The organism is Spirulina subsalsa PCC 9445, assembly GCF_000314005.1.
Lineage (GTDB): Bacteria > Cyanobacteriota > Cyanobacteriia > Cyanobacteriales > Spirulinaceae > Spirulina_A > Spirulina_A subsalsa.
In genome coordinates this window covers 2,103,834-2,118,557 of record NZ_JH980292.1, presented here as the reverse complement: position 1 = coordinate 2,118,557, position 14,724 = coordinate 2,103,834, and the positions used below count along the sequence as shown (strand labels likewise).

The 14,724-nt window shown below is 47.3% G+C and carries 12 protein-coding genes and 1 pseudogene; 7 read left to right on the top strand and 6 right to left on the bottom strand.

The window, feature by feature from the left end; all coding sequences use genetic code 11:
- Positions 1 to 170 precede the first annotated feature (170 nt).
- Positions 171 to 2,432: an iron uptake porin gene (locus SPI9445_RS0109850; protein WP_017304580.1), complete on the bottom strand. Its 2,262-nt coding sequence runs from the start codon at positions 2,430 to 2,432 to the stop codon at positions 171 to 173.
- Positions 2,433 to 2,570: 138 nt separating this feature from the next.
- Between SPI9445_RS0109850 and SPI9445_RS0109845 the strand changes: the two genes are divergently transcribed.
- Both SPI9445_RS0109845 and SPI9445_RS0109840 read left to right on the top strand, forming a co-directional pair.
- Complete coding sequence (locus SPI9445_RS0109845; protein ID WP_026079667.1) at positions 2,571 to 3,038, top strand: GNAT family N-acetyltransferase; 468 nt, start codon at positions 2,571 to 2,573, stop codon at positions 3,036 to 3,038.
- Positions 3,039 to 3,159: 121 nt separating this feature from the next.
- The gene (locus SPI9445_RS0109840; protein ID WP_017304578.1) at positions 3,160 to 3,819 is read left to right on the top strand and encodes a Uma2 family endonuclease; all 660 of its coding nucleotides are present in this window, start codon (positions 3,160 to 3,162) and stop codon (positions 3,817 to 3,819) included.
- Between the two features lie 124 nt (positions 3,820 to 3,943).
- Here SPI9445_RS0109840 and SPI9445_RS0109835 read toward each other — a convergent pair whose 3' ends face one another.
- Positions 3,944 to 5,125, bottom strand: coding sequence for an RtcB family protein (locus SPI9445_RS0109835; protein WP_017304577.1), 1,182 nt, complete (start codon positions 5,123 to 5,125; stop codon positions 3,944 to 3,946).
- A gap of 229 nt (positions 5,126 to 5,354) precedes the next feature.
- Here SPI9445_RS0109835 and SPI9445_RS0109830 point away from each other — a divergent pair, with 229 nt between their 5' ends.
- The 4 genes from SPI9445_RS0109830 to devC all read left to right on the top strand — a co-directional run bounded on the left by SPI9445_RS0109830 (position 5,355) and on the right by devC (position 10,457).
- A complete protein-coding gene (locus SPI9445_RS0109830; protein WP_017304576.1) occupies positions 5,355 to 5,819 on the top strand; it encodes a hypothetical protein in 465 nt (154 codons plus the stop codon).
- Between the two features lie 23 nt (positions 5,820 to 5,842).
- Positions 5,843 to 7,987 carry a DNA helicase RecQ gene (recQ, locus tag SPI9445_RS0109825; RefSeq protein WP_017304575.1) on the top strand — a complete coding sequence of 715 codons (2,145 nt, stop codon included), beginning with the start codon at positions 5,843 to 5,845 and terminating at the stop codon, positions 7,985 to 7,987.
- A gap of 109 nt (positions 7,988 to 8,096) precedes the next feature.
- Positions 8,097 to 9,302, top strand: a complete 1,206-nt coding sequence (locus SPI9445_RS0109820; RefSeq protein WP_017304574.1) for an HlyD family efflux transporter periplasmic adaptor subunit — start codon at positions 8,097 to 8,099, stop codon at positions 9,300 to 9,302.
- 3 nt (positions 9,303 to 9,305) lie between these two features.
- Complete coding sequence (gene devC / locus SPI9445_RS0109815; protein ID WP_017304573.1) at positions 9,306 to 10,457, top strand: ABC transporter permease DevC; 1,152 nt, start codon at positions 9,306 to 9,308, stop codon at positions 10,455 to 10,457.
- A 54-nt stretch (positions 10,458 to 10,511) separates the two neighbouring features.
- Here devC and SPI9445_RS0109810 read toward each other — a convergent pair whose 3' ends face one another.
- Positions 10,512 to 10,895 carry a 7(1) septoil knot domain-containing protein gene (locus tag SPI9445_RS0109810; RefSeq protein WP_017304572.1) on the bottom strand — a complete coding sequence of 128 codons (384 nt, stop codon included), beginning with the start codon at positions 10,893 to 10,895 and terminating at the stop codon, positions 10,512 to 10,514.
- Positions 10,896 to 11,007: 112 nt separating this feature from the next.
- Here SPI9445_RS0109810 and SPI9445_RS0109805 point away from each other — a divergent pair, with 112 nt between their 5' ends.
- Complete coding sequence (locus SPI9445_RS0109805) at positions 11,008 to 11,748, top strand: DevA family ABC transporter ATP-binding protein (protein ID WP_017304571.1); 741 nt, start codon at positions 11,008 to 11,010, stop codon at positions 11,746 to 11,748.
- Here the strand turns inward: SPI9445_RS0109805 and SPI9445_RS0109800 are convergent.
- The 3 genes and pseudogenes from SPI9445_RS0109800 to SPI9445_RS0109790 all read right to left on the bottom strand — a co-directional run bounded on the left by SPI9445_RS0109800 (position 11,745) and on the right by SPI9445_RS0109790 (position 14,638).
- Complete coding sequence (locus tag SPI9445_RS0109800) at positions 11,745 to 12,530, bottom strand: Uma2 family endonuclease (protein ID WP_017304570.1); 786 nt, start codon at positions 12,528 to 12,530, stop codon at positions 11,745 to 11,747. The two genes, SPI9445_RS0109805 and SPI9445_RS0109800, sit on opposite strands and share 4 nt — an antisense overlap.
- Before the next feature lie 83 nt (positions 12,531 to 12,613).
- Positions 12,614 to 13,462: pseudogene (locus tag SPI9445_RS26975) on the bottom strand (Uma2 family endonuclease).
- A gap of 93 nt (positions 13,463 to 13,555) precedes the next feature.
- Positions 13,556 to 14,638, bottom strand: coding sequence for an acyl-CoA dehydrogenase family protein (locus tag SPI9445_RS0109790; RefSeq protein ID WP_017304568.1), 1,083 nt, complete (start codon positions 14,636 to 14,638; stop codon positions 13,556 to 13,558).
- Positions 14,639 to 14,724 lie beyond the last annotated feature (86 nt).

Below are 14,724 nucleotides of genomic sequence, written 5' to 3'. Positions count from 1 at the left end.
TCCTCTGGGGAAGTTCCCACCCCTGACAAAAAGTTTTGTAAACTTTTTTACAAGCAAGAACCTCAGTATTTTCTCGGATATCTGATCCTCTGACTCTAGTGCAGGGCGATCGACTCAGAACAACCTAGAGCTATAACCCATTCAGGACAAGAGCTTCCGAAAACCAGAACTTAGAAATTAAACGTCGTCCGTAATGCCCCAATCGTGATCGTGTCATTAGCGGAATTTTGCAGGGGATTAAAAATTACAATTACCCCCGGAGTCACACTGACATTATCCGACACCCGAAAACGATAGAACAGTTCGACGTGAGTCGTCGTACTTGGTTGTCCCCCCGGAGTGGCGTTAGGATTCCCCAAACTCAAGAATGTTGGCACATTGCGACCATCAGGCAGATTACTACTGGTAATTTTCGGCGGTTGTCCCACATATAACCCCGCCACATTGCCCTGTCCCAACAAATCCGAGAACCGGAGGAACGCCATCCAGTTGAGGGTTTGCACACTTCCCGCCTCGACTTTATAGTTCGTGGTGGTATACCCCACCCATCCCCCTAACGCCACTTGGGGAGTTACCCGGAACTCCAGCGCCCCACCAAAGGCATCCGTCGTCATGGGGGCGCGTAAATTGTCAGCATTGGGAATAATCACCAGATCATCCCCTACTCCTGTCCTTAAACTACCCAAAATCGGCGTATAAGCATTCACATATTGCAGGGAAAGGTCAATATTATCCGTCGGAGAAACTACTAACTGGCCGCCCAAAATGGTGCTACCATTTTCGCCCCCAAATAACCCCCCACCTAGAGAGTTTTCGGGATCTCCGGTAGAATAAACGGCCTGAAAACTTAAACGGTCTGAAACTTGCCAATCAATCCCTAAACCCCCTTGTCCACTGCCCACATTAATAATTGGATTCCGTTGGGCAAAACGGGACAGAGGGCCAGACCCCGCACTTTCAATGCGGTTTACCCCCCGGAAAACATTGGTCGGACTGACCCCCATTGGCCCCACAATGACGGCCAAACGATTGGCAATCAGATGACGATAATTGAGGTCAGAAAGCAGCATACTGTTGTCTGTGTCCCCTTCATAGCCCAAGCTGACATAATTTCCTAGGGTATTGGTAAAGGTGCGTCCGGTGTTGCCGTCTCCCATTTGGAAACTGGTTAGCAGAAGACTAAAGGGACTAAATTGAGTAAATAAACTCAGTTGGGCATTGTGGATGACATTGATTTTGGTGTCTTGATCCCGTAAACGGTTCTGGAACAGGTCAAAATCGTTATCCGGGCTTCGTCCTTGAATGCCGATTACCGCTTGTCCAAAGAGTTTGGTTGTCGTGGAAAATTGGTTTTCTTCTAAAAAGGCCACTCGTCCCTCTAAACTATCTACCCGGGTGGCCAGGGTGTCGATGTCTGCTTGAAACTCTGTCACCAAGCGCTGCATCACTTCGAGATCCTGCAATGTCACCGCGTTGGCCTGTTGAGCAATTAGCCTTTCTAAGTATTGGATGCAGGCATTCAGTCCGGCGGCGAATTCATAACGAGTGAGGGGGCGTGTTCCCCGGAATGTATTATCTGGATAGCCGCTTAAACAGCCGTAGCGGGTCGTTAAGTCCATTAAGGCCTCATAGGCCCAATCGGTGGGGGAAACGTCCCTGAATTGGCTCGCAGGGGTAAATTGAGCAATGGGATGGTTGCCATCAATGGCCGCTTGATAGACTCCCTCAAAGGTAATTTCTGCATCACTCAGGGTTAGGGAATCTGGCAGGGGGGTAGTGTATTCTCGGTCAGGACTGGAGTCCAATACAGTTGGGGAGAGTTCCACAGGGTCTTGTGGCGGGTTTTGGAGGGCGTGGACGGTGGGAAACGCCTGAGATGGGGGCGTTTTGAGGTGATTATCCTCTGGGTTTTGGGGAGAGAGGGTTAAATCTGGGGCTAAATGTCCTTGGGTTTCCAGTTCGTCTAAAGTGATTGCGGGAGAAGGGGTGGGGATTTCTGGGGAAGGATTCGCGATCGCAGACTCCCAAAATTCCCCCCTATCCTCTTCTATCTCCTCTAGAGCCAGTTCTGAGGATAGAGTTCCCTCCTCCCCCGCCAATGGATCAACCTCCAAAACGTCTAATCCTATTATTCCCTCCTCCTTAGCACTTACCCCGGCATCCCGTTCTAGCTCATCCAAGGAGGTTAAGGGTTCTTCCTCAATAGTAGGGAGAAGCGCATAGGGTTGAGCATCAGAGGAAAGCCCTGTAGCCCCCTCTTGGCTCATCTCCCCCCCAGTTGTGACAGCATCTAACAGCGAGGAATCCTCTTCCAGATAGGGGGAGATAGCTTCTGGGCTGCTTTGGGCCATAGCCATCTGGGTGACTGCCCCCAGCAAAGTAAATAGGAAGGTAGAAGAAGCCACCTTTCCAGCATAAAATTTTCGGTTCATCACTCACTCCTCATCAACCAAGATAGAATCTAGGGTTCGCCTAACATATTAGGTGAATCTTGGGGAATTGCGTGACTCCTATAGAATCGTTCTATATTTGTGGTGAATCCTCGGATTGAGGTTGCCCTTTTGCCAGTTATGGATAATTTTGTGATCCGAGCAAGTGATCCGGCTGAACCGAAAATTGGTCACTTGCTGGAGAAATTGAATCAATATTTGATGGACTTATATCCCCCAGAGGTGAATTATATTCCCTCCCTTGAATCCTTGCGACAACCCAATGTGACCTTTTTAGCCGCTTGTGTGCAAGAGGAAGTAGTCGGATGTGCTGCCTTGGTTAATCAGCAGGGAAAATATGGTGAGATCAAGCGTCTGTTCGTCACACCAGAGTTGCGGCGGTTCAAGATTGGCGATCGCCTTTTAGCAACGTTAGAAGAATATGCCATCTCTTTCAAGCTTCCTTGGATGCGTCTAGAAACTGGTGTTTTTCAGCCAGAAGCCTTAAAGTTATATGAAAAACGAGGATATCAACCCTGTCCGCCTTTTGGTTCTTATAAAGAAGATCCCTTAAGTATCTTTTTAGAAAAGCAATTATTGAGAAGTTAGCATTTTTTAAACGCAATATTTGAAAAATAAACAATGAGAAGAGAAAGATAGGTCTATTTTTCTCAAGGTTTGCTAGACTAAAAAAGACGATTCGACCCTCACCCAGAGGAGATAATTAGATATGACCATTTCCTTGGATTGTGAGATTCTCTACCCCGACAGTGACGGTCAGCCCATAGCAGACAATACCCTACAATTTCGCTGGATTGTCTTGATTAAAGAAAATCTAGAACTGCTTTTTGCTGACCAGCCCGATGTTTTTGTAGCCGGAGATTTACTCTGGTATCCTGTAGAAGGACACCCAGAAATCCGCGTTGCTCCCGATGCTCTCGTAGCATTTGGTCGCCCCAAAGGAGAACGAGGGTCTTATAAACAGTGGGAAGAGGATAATATTGCCCCGCAAGTCGTGTTTGAAATACTCTCCCCCGGCAATCGTTCAGGGGAAATGAGTAAAAAGCAGCAATTCTATGACGATTACGGAGTAGAAGAATATTATATTTACAACCCAGACCGGAACAATTTACAAGGATTTTGCCGTACAGAGGCAGGATTAAGAGCGATAGAAGAAATCCAAAACTGGACAAGTCCCCGTTTAGGGATTCGGTTTGTTTTAAGTGCGACCACTTTGGAATTATATCGTCCCGATGGGCGAAGATTCTTGAGCTTTTTGGAGTTGGAACAAAGGGTGGAACAGGAACGACAACGGGCAGAACAAGCTGACCAAAGGGCAGAACGACTAGCGGCTCAACTGAGAGCTTTAGGCATTGAGCCAGAGGTTTAACCAATTTGCCAAAAATTCCCTATCCCCTTGTAGTGGGAGGAGTTCACTGGCTTAGGAGTCCCGAAAAATTACAGCCTGTTGCCTGAGAAAAACTCCCACTGCTACAAAACAGTGGGAGTTTTGCCTAACCTTTAACGCAAACGACTTGATGTAAAGTGGCGACAATTTCCACTAAATCCGCTTGTTGATTCATGACCTCCTCAATGGATTTATAAGCCCCGGGAATTTCATCTAAAACATGGGCATCTTTTCGACATTCAATGCCCTTGGTTTGTTCAACTAAATCATCTACGGAAAAGTGCTTTTTCGCTTTTGTCCGAGACATTTTGCGCCCTGCACCATGACTACAGCTACAGTAACTTTGAACATTGCCTTTGCCTTTGACAATAAAGGATTTTGCGCCCATAGAGCCGGGAATAATCCCATAATCTTCAGGGGTTGCGCGCACAGCACCTTTCCGGGTTACATACACTTCTTCGCCAAAATGAATTTCTTTTTCGGCGTAGTTGTGATGACAGTTGACGGTTAATAATGGTTTGGTGGGTTTTCCTCCGGCAAGATACTTTTCAATAATGCGTTTAAACCGCATCATCATGACATCCCGGTTATAACGGGCGTAGTTTTGCGCCCATTGTAAGTCCCGCCAATAGTTTTGGAATTCGGGGGTTTCTGCGACAAAGTACGCTAAATCGGGGTCGGGTAATTTTTGCCCAGCGAGTTTCATTAATTCTTTGGCGGTGTTGATATGGCATTGGGCTAATTGGTTGCCGATATAACGGGAGCCGGAATGAAGCATGAGCCAGACGGAGTTTTCACTGTCTAAACATAATTCAATGAAGTGATTTCCGCCGCCTAATGTTCCCATTTGGTGCATGGCTCGACTTTCAAAACGTTGAATGCCGGAATGGAGTTCTTTAAAGTCTTTCCAGCCTTGCCAGTTGGTGACGACTTTTTCAATTTCTTTGTTTTGGTTAAAGCCAACAGGAATTTCTGCCTCAATATCAAGGCGAATTTGCTTTAGTTTCCCGTCTAATTGATCGGCATGAAATGGCATTTTGACGGCAGCCATGCCGCAGCCAATGTCAACGCCAACGGCGGCGGGAATAACGGCGTCTTTGGTGGCAATGACTGAGCCAACTAGGGCTCCTTTCCCGAGGTGAACATCTGGCATTAGGGCAACGTGCTTGAACACAAAGGGTAAGGAGGCAACATTTTTCGCCATTTTTAGTTCATCTGAGGCGAGGGGATGACCTGCCCAAGATAATACAGGTGTTGGCGTAGATAAGGATAAGGGTTCGTAAGCCATGATGTTCTATGCCAATAAAGTTAGGGGTTTTGCTGGATTCTGCGCCTTGGGAAGGTGCTGATTTTGAAGTGCAAAACATACTACATACATATTACATATGGTTTCAGGAATTGTCTAGGGGGAGGGGGAAAAAGAGTAGGCGGGTGGGCTAAACTCTGAGTTTGGGGGTCTTGGAAGAGGGAAATTTCTGATAAGATCCTTTCAGAGAGAAATTATTCTGGCACTTTTTATGACTTCTGCAACTTTATTTCCGAATGCCCCGGATGTTTCGGCTACGGATTATTGTGTTTTCGGTTTGGCGACTTGTTTTGTGCGGGATGGGGGGGAAGTTTCCGCAGTGGACGTGATTGAACCGATTCCGAGTTCTGCACTGGAAGCTCTGATGAAGGGGATTCCTACGTCTTATCAATGGGCTTATGGTAAGAATTTAGGGGATTTTTTTGGGACGGATGAAATTACGATTCCGGGGGAATTTCCCAGCAGTGCGAAACTGTGCGAAAATTTCGCGGAACGGGCGGTGGCGGCTTCTCGGACTTATAAGCGTCGCCCTGAAGCCCAAGCTTTGATTCCTGTGGGGATGAAGAAGGAGGATTTTAATTACTCGACGGAGAAAAAGCGGGTACTGAATGCGGAAAATATGGTGAGTGCTGAGGATAATGTGAAGCAACACGCCTATACTCATCAGGTGTTGTAAGGGGTTTTTGGGAGCTAGTCTAAATGTATCAACTAAATTCCCTTGAAAGTTCCCTCAAGCACTTTTTTGGTTATGATGCTTTCCGCCCAGGACAACGGCAAGTCATTACTGAGGCGCTGCAAAATCGGGATGTGTTGGTGATTATGCCGACGGGGGGCGGGAAGTCTTTGTGTTATCAACTCCCGGCGTTGTTGCGTTCTGGGGTGACAATTGTGGTGTCTCCTTTGATTGCGCTGATGAAGGATCAGGTGGATGCGCTACAGAATAATGGGGTGGGGGCGACTTTTTTAAATAGTAGCTTGGAGCGGGAGGAGGTGCGCGATCGCGAACAACAAATCCTTTCGGGTTCTATTAAGCTGCTCTATGTTGCCCCAGAACGCTTGCTGAGTGAGTCTTTTATCCCGTTTTTGGATATTTTGCGCGATCGCCTTGGTTTGGCTTCTTTTGCCATTGATGAAGCCCATTGTGTCTCGGAGTGGGGCCATGATTTCCGCCCAGAATACCGTCAACTCAGGCTTTTACGCCAACGTTATCCTGATACCCCCATGATGGCACTCACAGCTACGGCAACCCAACGAGTCCAACAGGATATCATTAACCAACTGGCACTACAAGACCCCCATTTTCACATTTCCAGTTTTAACCGTCCTAATTTATATTACGGGGTTATTCCTAAAGAAAAACGCAGTTATCCCCAACTGTTGAAAGTGATTCAAAACCATGCCAACAGTTCAGGGATTGTCTATTGTCTCAGTCGTAAAAATGTAGAAGAGATTGCCGCCCGTTTGCAACGAGATAATGTTTCGGCGTTACCCTACCATGGGGGTATGACTTCAGAACTGCGTAACCATAACCAAACCCGTTTTATTCGGGATGATGTACAAATTATTGTGGCAACGATTGCCTTTGGCATGGGGATTAATAAGCCGGATGTGCGCTTTGTGGTTCATTATGATCTGCCTCGAAATTTAGAAGGATACTATCAAGAATCAGGGCGGGCTGGACGGGATGGGGAGAATGCGAGTTGCATTCTATTGTACAGTTCCAGTGATATTTTTCGCGTGCGATATTTCATCGAGCAAAAAACCGATCCCAAGGAACAACGCATTGCTTACCAACAACTTGAACAAATGATTGATTATGCGGAAGCTACCAGTTGCCGCCGCACAATCCAGTTAAGTTATTTTGGGGAAAAGTTTAAGGGAAATTGCCAAAACTGCGATAATTGTCGTGACCCGAAACCGATAGAAGATTGGACGATTGAAGCCCAAAAGTTTTTATCTTGTGTTGCCCGAACTAAGGAAAAGTTTGGCATGATTCACATTATTGACGTATTGCGGGGTTCTCGGAGTAAAAAGGTTGAGAGTTATGGTCATCATTTACTCTCGACTTATGGTATTGGTAAGGATAGGAGTAAGGATGAGTGGAAAATGTTAGCTCGTGCTTTACTTCATCAGGGTTTGATGAATCAAACTCAAGACGGTTATAATACCTTAAAATTAAACAAGAAAAGTTGGGAGGTTCTGCGGAAACAGCGCGAGGTTTCCATTGCAGTGACTCCGCAAAAATCAACTAAACGGGCAGGGGAAGAACCGTTACAAAGTTCTGATGCCCAGATGTTGTTTGAAAAGTTACGAAAATTACGGAAACAACTGGCGGATGCAAATGGTGTCCCACCCTATGTTATTTTTGCCGATTATAGTTTGCGGTTGATGGCAGAGAAAACGCCCCAAAATTTAGATGATTTTGCTAAAATTTCCGGGGTGGGGGCGCAAAAGTTGGAACGGTATGGGGAACAATTTGTTTCAGCAATTCGGGAGTTTTGTTATCAGAATAATACTTTTATTAATCGCCTGAGTGATACTCAAATGCAAACTCTGGAGTTATATCGGCAGGGTTTGAGTTTAGCCGAAATTGCCGAAGCGCGGCAGTTAAAGACGAGTACGATTTCTACCCATTTAAGTGAGTTAATAAAATGTCAACAGGATATTGACATTAATCGCTTTGTGAGTTCAGAGCGGCAAGGGCAGATTATAGAAATCATTCAAAAGGTAGGTTTCGAGAGATTAACGCCGATTAAAGACTGTTTGGATGAGAGTTTTTCTTATGATGAAATTCGTTTGGTTTGTAGCTGGTGGCAAAGGGAGGGGAATAGTAAACAGTCTTGAGGAAACAGTTATTAATTCTCAATTCCCCATTCTCTGCCACACCCAAACCCGACGGATTCTCAAAACAGTGGTACATTAAGGGAAACTCTGAATTAGAACAGAGAGTGTCATGGCTACTGAACTACAATCCCGCTTAGAGCAAATCCTCGGAGATAAACGGTTGATCGTGGGTGCGATTGTAGTGGCGATCGCAGCCGTCGGAGGAAGCACTTGGTATGCGTTACGAATGACCTCTAACGTCGCCGAGAACCCCTCAGCAGAACAGAGCGCACCGGCCCCCACCATTGAGGCCGTCACCGCCCTAGGACGTATAGAACCCCTCGGAGAAGTGATTAACGTTGCTCCCCCCTCCAACACAGGGGGGGCGAAAGTAGCGCGGTTATTGGTGCAACAAGGCGATCGCGTCGAACCCGAACAAGTGATTGCCGTTCTCGACAATTACAACCGCCTCATGGCCGCCGCCGAACGCGCCCGACAGGAGATTACCGTCGCCGAAGCCAATCTAGCGATAGTCCAAGCAGGGGCTAAACAGGGAGAAATCGAAGTCGCCCGCACCACCATTGAACGCCTCACCGCCCAAGTCAACCTAGAACAAGAAAGCCAAAGAGCCATCCTGCAACGTCTCGAAGCCGAACGGAACAACGCCAAGGTTGAATATGAACGCTATGCCCAGTTATACGACGATGGGGCCGTTTCCGCCTCCGAACGCGATCGCCTGCGCCTCAACCTCGAAACCGCCAACAAACGCCTAGAAGAAGCCAACGCCAACGCCCAGAACCTCCTAACCACCCTAACCAAACAAATCCAAGAAGCCCGCGCCAACCTCGCCCGCATTCAAGAAATCCGCCCCGTCGAAATTCGTCAAGCCCAAGCCCAAGTCGAACGAGCCAAAGCCGCCTTCTTGCAAGCCCAAGCCGATCTAGACTTAGCCGTTGTGCGATCGCCCATCCCCGGCCAAATCCTCAAAATCAACACCCACCCCGGAGAAACCGTCAAAGACACAGGAGGCATCGTGCAAATTGGGCAAACCAACCAAATGATGGTAGTGGCAGAAGTCTACGAAAGCGACATCAGCAAAGTACAACCCAACCAACGCGCCATCATTACCAGTCAAAGCGGTTCCTTCGAGGGAGAACTACAAGGCATCGTCAGCAACATTGGGCTACAAATTGGCAAACGGGATGTATTAGACACCGATCCCGCCGCCGATGTCGATGTTCGCGTAGTCGAAGTGAATATTATGCTCCCCCCAGCCGCCAGCCAACAAGTCGCCGGACTCACCAACGCCAAAGTTTTAGTTAGAATCCTGCTTTAAACCATGAAAATTCCCCTCGCTTGGCTGCAACTCACCCACGAAAAAGTACGCCTCCTCGTCGCCCTAGCAGGCATTAGTTTTGCCAATATTTTAATGTTCATGCAGTTTGGTTTTAGAGATGCCCTCTTTGCCAGTGCCGTTGTGCTACATAACCAACTCGAAGGGGATATTTTTCTCATGAGTCCCGAATCCAACGCCCTCATCGCCATGGCTAGCTTTTCTAAACGTCGGATTTATCAAGCCTTGGGCGTTCAGGGAGTCGCTTCTGTGCATCCCTTATATTTAGACTTTGCCCTCTGGAAAAACCCTGAAACTAACGCCACCCGCTCCATCATGGTCATTGGGATTAATCCCAATGAAAACATTTTAAAAATTCCTGCTATTGAATCTAATTTAGATAAAATTAAACTCTCTGATGTCGTGTTATTTGATGAACGTTCCCGCCCCGAATTTGGGCCGGTGGTGGAATGGTTTAATCAAGGAAAAACCGTCACCACCGAAGCCGTAGGGCGACGCTTAACCGTTGGCGGATTATTCCCCCTTGGGGCATCCTTTGGCGCAGATGGGAACATTGTCACCAGTGATTTAAACTTTATTCGGATGTTTAGCAAAACACGAGATCCCAGTGTCATTGATGTGGGGGTGATTAAAATTCATCCGGGGACAGATCCTCAGCCCATTATCAATGTTTTAAGGGAGCAACTTCCCAATGATGTTTTAGTCTTATCTCGTCAAGAATTCATTGATTTTGAAAAATCCTACTGGCAAGAAAGCACCGCCATTGGTTTTATTTTCTCCCTTGGGGCAGGCATGGGGTTTATTGTTGGTATGGTGATTGTCTACCAGATTCTCTATACCGACGTTTCCGATCATTTGCCTGAATATGCCACATTAAAAGCAATGGGTTACAAGTCTTCTTATTTACTGAAAGTTGTCTTTCAAGAAGCCATTATCTTAGCCGTTGTGGGCTATATTCCGGGTTTTTTACTCTCCACTGCCTTATATTCTGTCACAGCCGATTCAACCAGCTTACCCGTGCAAATGGATGCACAAAAAGCCAGTTTAGTTTTTAACTTAACCTTAGTGATGTGTATTGGTTCAGGAGTGATTGCTGTACGACGTTTAGATGCAGCCGATCCCGCCGATATTTTTTAGCTAATCCGCCCCAGTTGCCCAGTGCTTGCCCTATAGAGAAGCGTCGGGAGGAAGTCACAAATTCCCCCCTCCTGACACAGCAGAAACACCCGAAAAATGTTCAACAAACTGCACCGTAAAATCTGGAAAATGTTCAACAAACTGCACCGTAAAATCTGGAAAATGCTCAACAAACTGCCATTGTCCACAACGATTGGGAAACGCGTTCACCCACTGAACTTTCAGTTGGGGAAAACTAGAAACCACTTTGATTTTAAAATCCGGGAAATTTTCAACAATTTTGACCTTGCCATAGAGGGGTTGATTTTTATAATGGCACTGAGTTAAACTACTGTGAGCGAACGAGGGAATAGTCAACCGCAAAAATACGGAAATTCCCAAGATAAATCCTAAAATAACCCATCGGCTTTTTTTTATCCCGCGCAACCATAAATTCATCGTTTTGGAGTCCTTTTATCCCCCGGTTTAACATATCCCCTGGCTCAAGATCATGATCCCGTAACGATCCAATTATCCTACTATTTTGCTGTAAGTTAACTCTCCTAGACTAATGAAGCCCATTATAGAAATCCACAATCTAGATTTTTTCTTTGGTCAGGGCGCACTGAAAAAACAAATTCTGTTTAATATTCACTTAATCCTCTATTCCGGGGAAATCGTGATTATGAAAGGTCCCTCAGGTTCTGGAAAAACCACATTACTCACCTTAATGGGAGGATTGCGATCGCCCCATAGTGGAAGTCTGAAAGTCCTTGGTCAAGAATTAGTCGGCGCAAACCGCCGCCAGATGGTGAAAATTCGCCGCAACATCGGCTATATTTTTCAAGCCCATAACCTGCTGAATTCCCTCACCGCCCGCCAAAACGTCCAGATGTCCATTGAACTCCATCCCTACAGCGAAAAAGAAGCCAAACAGCGTTCCATTGAGATTTTAAAAGCCGTCGGATTAGAAGATCATGTTAACTACTATCCTGCCCAACTTTCAGGAGGTCAAAAACAACGAGTCGCCATTGCTCGTGCTTTAGTCAGCCACCCCAAATTAGTCCTAGCCGACGAACCCACCGCCTCCCTCGATAGTAAATCCGGCCGAGATGTAGTCGAATTAATGCAGAAACTAGCGCAAGAACAAGGCTGTAGCATTCTGCTTGTCACCCACGATGACCGGATTTTGGACGTAGCCGATCGTATTGTGGAAATGGAAGACGGACACCTCACAGAACAAGTATTGATCACACCAACTCCTAAAATATCCGTGACCAATCATCAAACATACTTATCCACTGGGGGTTAGCTTTCAGGGTCAATGCCTAACGCTCTCAGTTGTGCCGCTAATCGCTCGGCTCGTTGGTCAGCTTGTTCGGCACGCTGGTCAGCTTGTTCGGCTCGTTGGCGTTCGAGTTCAGCTTGTTGGCGTTCCAGTTCAGCCCTCTGGTCAGCTTGTTCGGCTCTTCGGTCAGCTTGTTCCGCCCGTTGGCGTTCCAGTTCAGCCCTCTGGTCAGCTTGTTCCGCTCGTTGTTCCAACTCCAAAAAGCTCAGGAATCCTCGCCCATCGGGACGATACAGTTCCAATGTGGTCGCCGTTACAACAAACCGAATCCCTAGACGGGGACTTGTCCAGTTTTGGATTTCTTCAATCCCTCTCAATCCTGCCTCTGTACGACAAAATCCTTGTAAATTGTTCCGGTCTGGGTTGTAGATATAATATTCCTCTACCCCATAATCATCATAGAATTGCTGCTTTTTGCTCATTTCCCCTGAACGATTGCCGGGGGAGAGAATTTCAAAGACCACTTGCGGGGCAATATTCCCTTCTTCCCACTGTTTATAAGACCCTCGCTCTCCTTTAGGGCGACCAAATGCTACGAGAGCATCGGGAGCGACTCGGATTTCTGGGTGTCCTTCTACGGGATACCAGAGTAAATCTCCGGCTACAAAAACATCGGGCTGGTCAGCAAAGAGCAGGTCTAAGTTTTCTTTAATCAGTACAATCCAGCGAAATTGTAGGGTATTGTCTGCCATAGGCTGACCGTCACTGTCGGGATAGAAAATCTCACAATCCAAGGAAATGGTCATAGAAATTATCTCCTCTGGATGAGGGTGAATCGTCTTTTTTAGTCTAGCAAACCTTTAGGACAAGAATACTGATTATCTAGGGTTTAGTTTTCCGGGTCAATGCCTAACGCTCTCAGTTGTGCCGCTAATCGTTCGGCTCGTTGGCGCTCCTGTTCAGCTTGTTGGCGTTCCAGTTCTGCCCGTTGGTCAGCTTGTTCTGCCCTTCGGTCAGCTTGTTCTGCCCTTCGGTCAGCTTGTTCCGCTCGTTGGCGTTCCAGTGCCGCCCTCTGGTCAGCTTGTTCCGCTCGTTGGCGCTCTTGTTGAGCTTGTTGACGTTCCTATTCCGCTCGTTGCCGTTCTTGTTCTGCCCTCTGGTCAGCTTGTTCCGCTCGTTGTTCCAACTCCAAAAAGCTCAGGAATCCTCGCCCATCGGGACGATACAGTTCCAATGTGGTCGCCGTTACAACAAACCGAATCCCTAGACGGGGACTTGTCCAGTTTTGGATTTCTTCAATCCCTCTCAATCCTGCCTCTGTACGACAAAATCCTTGTAAATTGTTCCGGTCTGGGTTGTAAATATAATATTCTTCTACCCCATAATCATCATAGAATTGCTGCTTTTTGCTCATTTCCCCTGAACGATTGCCGGGAGATAGAATTTCAAAGACCACTTGCGGGGCAATATTCCCTTCTTCCCACTGTTTATAAGACCCTCGCTCTCCTTTGGGGCGACCAAATGCTACGAGAGCATCGGGAGCGACGCGGATTTCCGGGTGGCCTTCTACGGGATACCAGAGTAAATCACCCGCTACAAAAACATCGGGCTGGTCAGCAAAAAGCAGGTCTAGGTTTTCTTTAATCAAGACAATCCAGCGAAATTGTAAGGTATTGTCTGCCATGGGCTGACCATCACTGTCGGGATAGAAAATCTCACAATCCAAGGAAATGGTCATAGAAATTATCTCCTCTGGGTGAGGGGTGAATTGTCTTTTTCAGTCTAGCAAGCTTTTAGGACAAGAATACTTATTCTGTAACGTCCGGTTTTATCAGCTAATCAGTTGGCGTAAGGTTGCGTCTAAAATGGCTGTTGTTTGTCCGGTTACGGTGAAGACTAGGGCTTCCCGATAAATCCTTTGGGCGGGATGGGTGGAGAGATTGGCTGTTCCTCTGGAGACAATCACTGCTGCATGAGCGCAACGGGTGGCTAGGTGGATGGCACGGGCGCGGAGGTTATACTTCTCTTCGAGGGGATAATGGGCGCATTGTTGGGCTTCTCGGATGGTTTGGCGACACTCTAGGACGTTGTGAGTTAGTTTTTGTAGGGTGTGATGTAGGGTGGGGGAGTCTTGTTTGTGCCGGGCTTGTTCAAGGATGGCTAATCCGGCTTGCGCACAGCCTAAAATTAAGGGGGTGGGGTTGAGAATGCCTTGTTGGTCTTTTTGAGTTAACCAGTTGGCGGGTTTATGACTAATGACTTGGTTATGGGGGACGAACCACTGCTGTAAATCGGCTTGGACGGTGTGGCTTCCGGACATGGCGGCGAGGTTTAAGGGAGGGGAGAGGGTAAGAGAGCCTCCGGTGGTTTGGGTGGTGGTTTGCAGGGGGATGATGGTGAGGAGGATGGTGGTGTCGGGGAGGGTGGCGGCAATGATGGCCTGGGTGAAAATGTTGACTCCGGTTAGCCAAGGAATCTGTCCGGTGAGGAGATAACCGCTTTGGGTGGGTATGGCTTTTAAGGGGGGGGTTTCTCGGCGTAAGTGGGCAAACCCTACGCCTAGTGCTAGATGCCCTTGGCTGATTTGGGCTAAATGTTGTTGTTTTAAGGGGTTATTTTCTCCTCCGGCTAGGAAGGCGGCGGCGGTTTGTTGTTGGGTTTGCACAAAGGCGAGGGTTCCGGAATACTTTGCGATCGCCTCTTGATAACAAAACCAATCCAAATCCCCCAATTCCCGCCCCCCGTAGCGTTGGGGAACTCGTAAGGCCAATAAATTATGTCGCCCTAGGATTTGAATGGCCCCGCTCAGGGCGGAGGCATCTTGTTCTAGTTCTTCGGGGGTGCTAGCAATCTCAGTGAGAGCAGTTTCTAGGATAGCAAGGACGGGAGAGGAGGATGTAATAAACTCGACCATCAGAAAGTAATTCGTAAGGAGTAGTCAGTTGGTCAAACCTAATGACTTGGGTTGAGTAGGGGAAATTCATGTTACCCCTACTGTAG

Bases quoted from the DNA above. Each gene is read 5' to 3' on its own strand.
- SPI9445_RS0109850 (WP_017304580.1), bottom strand. From the start codon at position 2,432: ATGAACCGAAAATTTTATGCTGGAAAGGTGGCTTCTTCTACCTTCCTA.
- SPI9445_RS0109845 (WP_026079667.1), top strand. From the start codon at position 2,571: ATGGATAATTTTGTGATCCGAGCAAGTGATCCGGCTGAACCGAAAATT.
- SPI9445_RS0109840 (WP_017304578.1), top strand. From the start codon at position 3,160: ATGACCATTTCCTTGGATTGTGAGATTCTCTACCCCGACAGTGACGGT.
- SPI9445_RS0109835 (WP_017304577.1), bottom strand. From the start codon at position 5,125: ATGGCTTACGAACCCTTATCCTTATCTACGCCAACACCTGTATTATCT.
- SPI9445_RS0109830 (WP_017304576.1), top strand. From the start codon at position 5,355: ATGACTTCTGCAACTTTATTTCCGAATGCCCCGGATGTTTCGGCTACG.
- recQ (WP_017304575.1), top strand. From the start codon at position 5,843: ATGTATCAACTAAATTCCCTTGAAAGTTCCCTCAAGCACTTTTTTGGT.
- SPI9445_RS0109820 (WP_017304574.1), top strand. From the start codon at position 8,097: ATGGCTACTGAACTACAATCCCGCTTAGAGCAAATCCTCGGAGATAAA.
- devC (WP_017304573.1), top strand. From the start codon at position 9,306: ATGAAAATTCCCCTCGCTTGGCTGCAACTCACCCACGAAAAAGTACGC.
- SPI9445_RS0109810 (WP_017304572.1), bottom strand. From the start codon at position 10,895: ATGAATTTATGGTTGCGCGGGATAAAAAAAAGCCGATGGGTTATTTTA.
- SPI9445_RS0109805 (WP_017304571.1), top strand. From the start codon at position 11,008: ATGAAGCCCATTATAGAAATCCACAATCTAGATTTTTTCTTTGGTCAG.
- SPI9445_RS0109800 (WP_017304570.1), bottom strand. From the start codon at position 12,530: ATGACCATTTCCTTGGATTGTGAGATTTTCTATCCCGACAGTGACGGT.
- SPI9445_RS0109790 (WP_017304568.1), bottom strand. From the start codon at position 14,638: ATGGTCGAGTTTATTACATCCTCCTCTCCCGTCCTTGCTATCCTAGAA.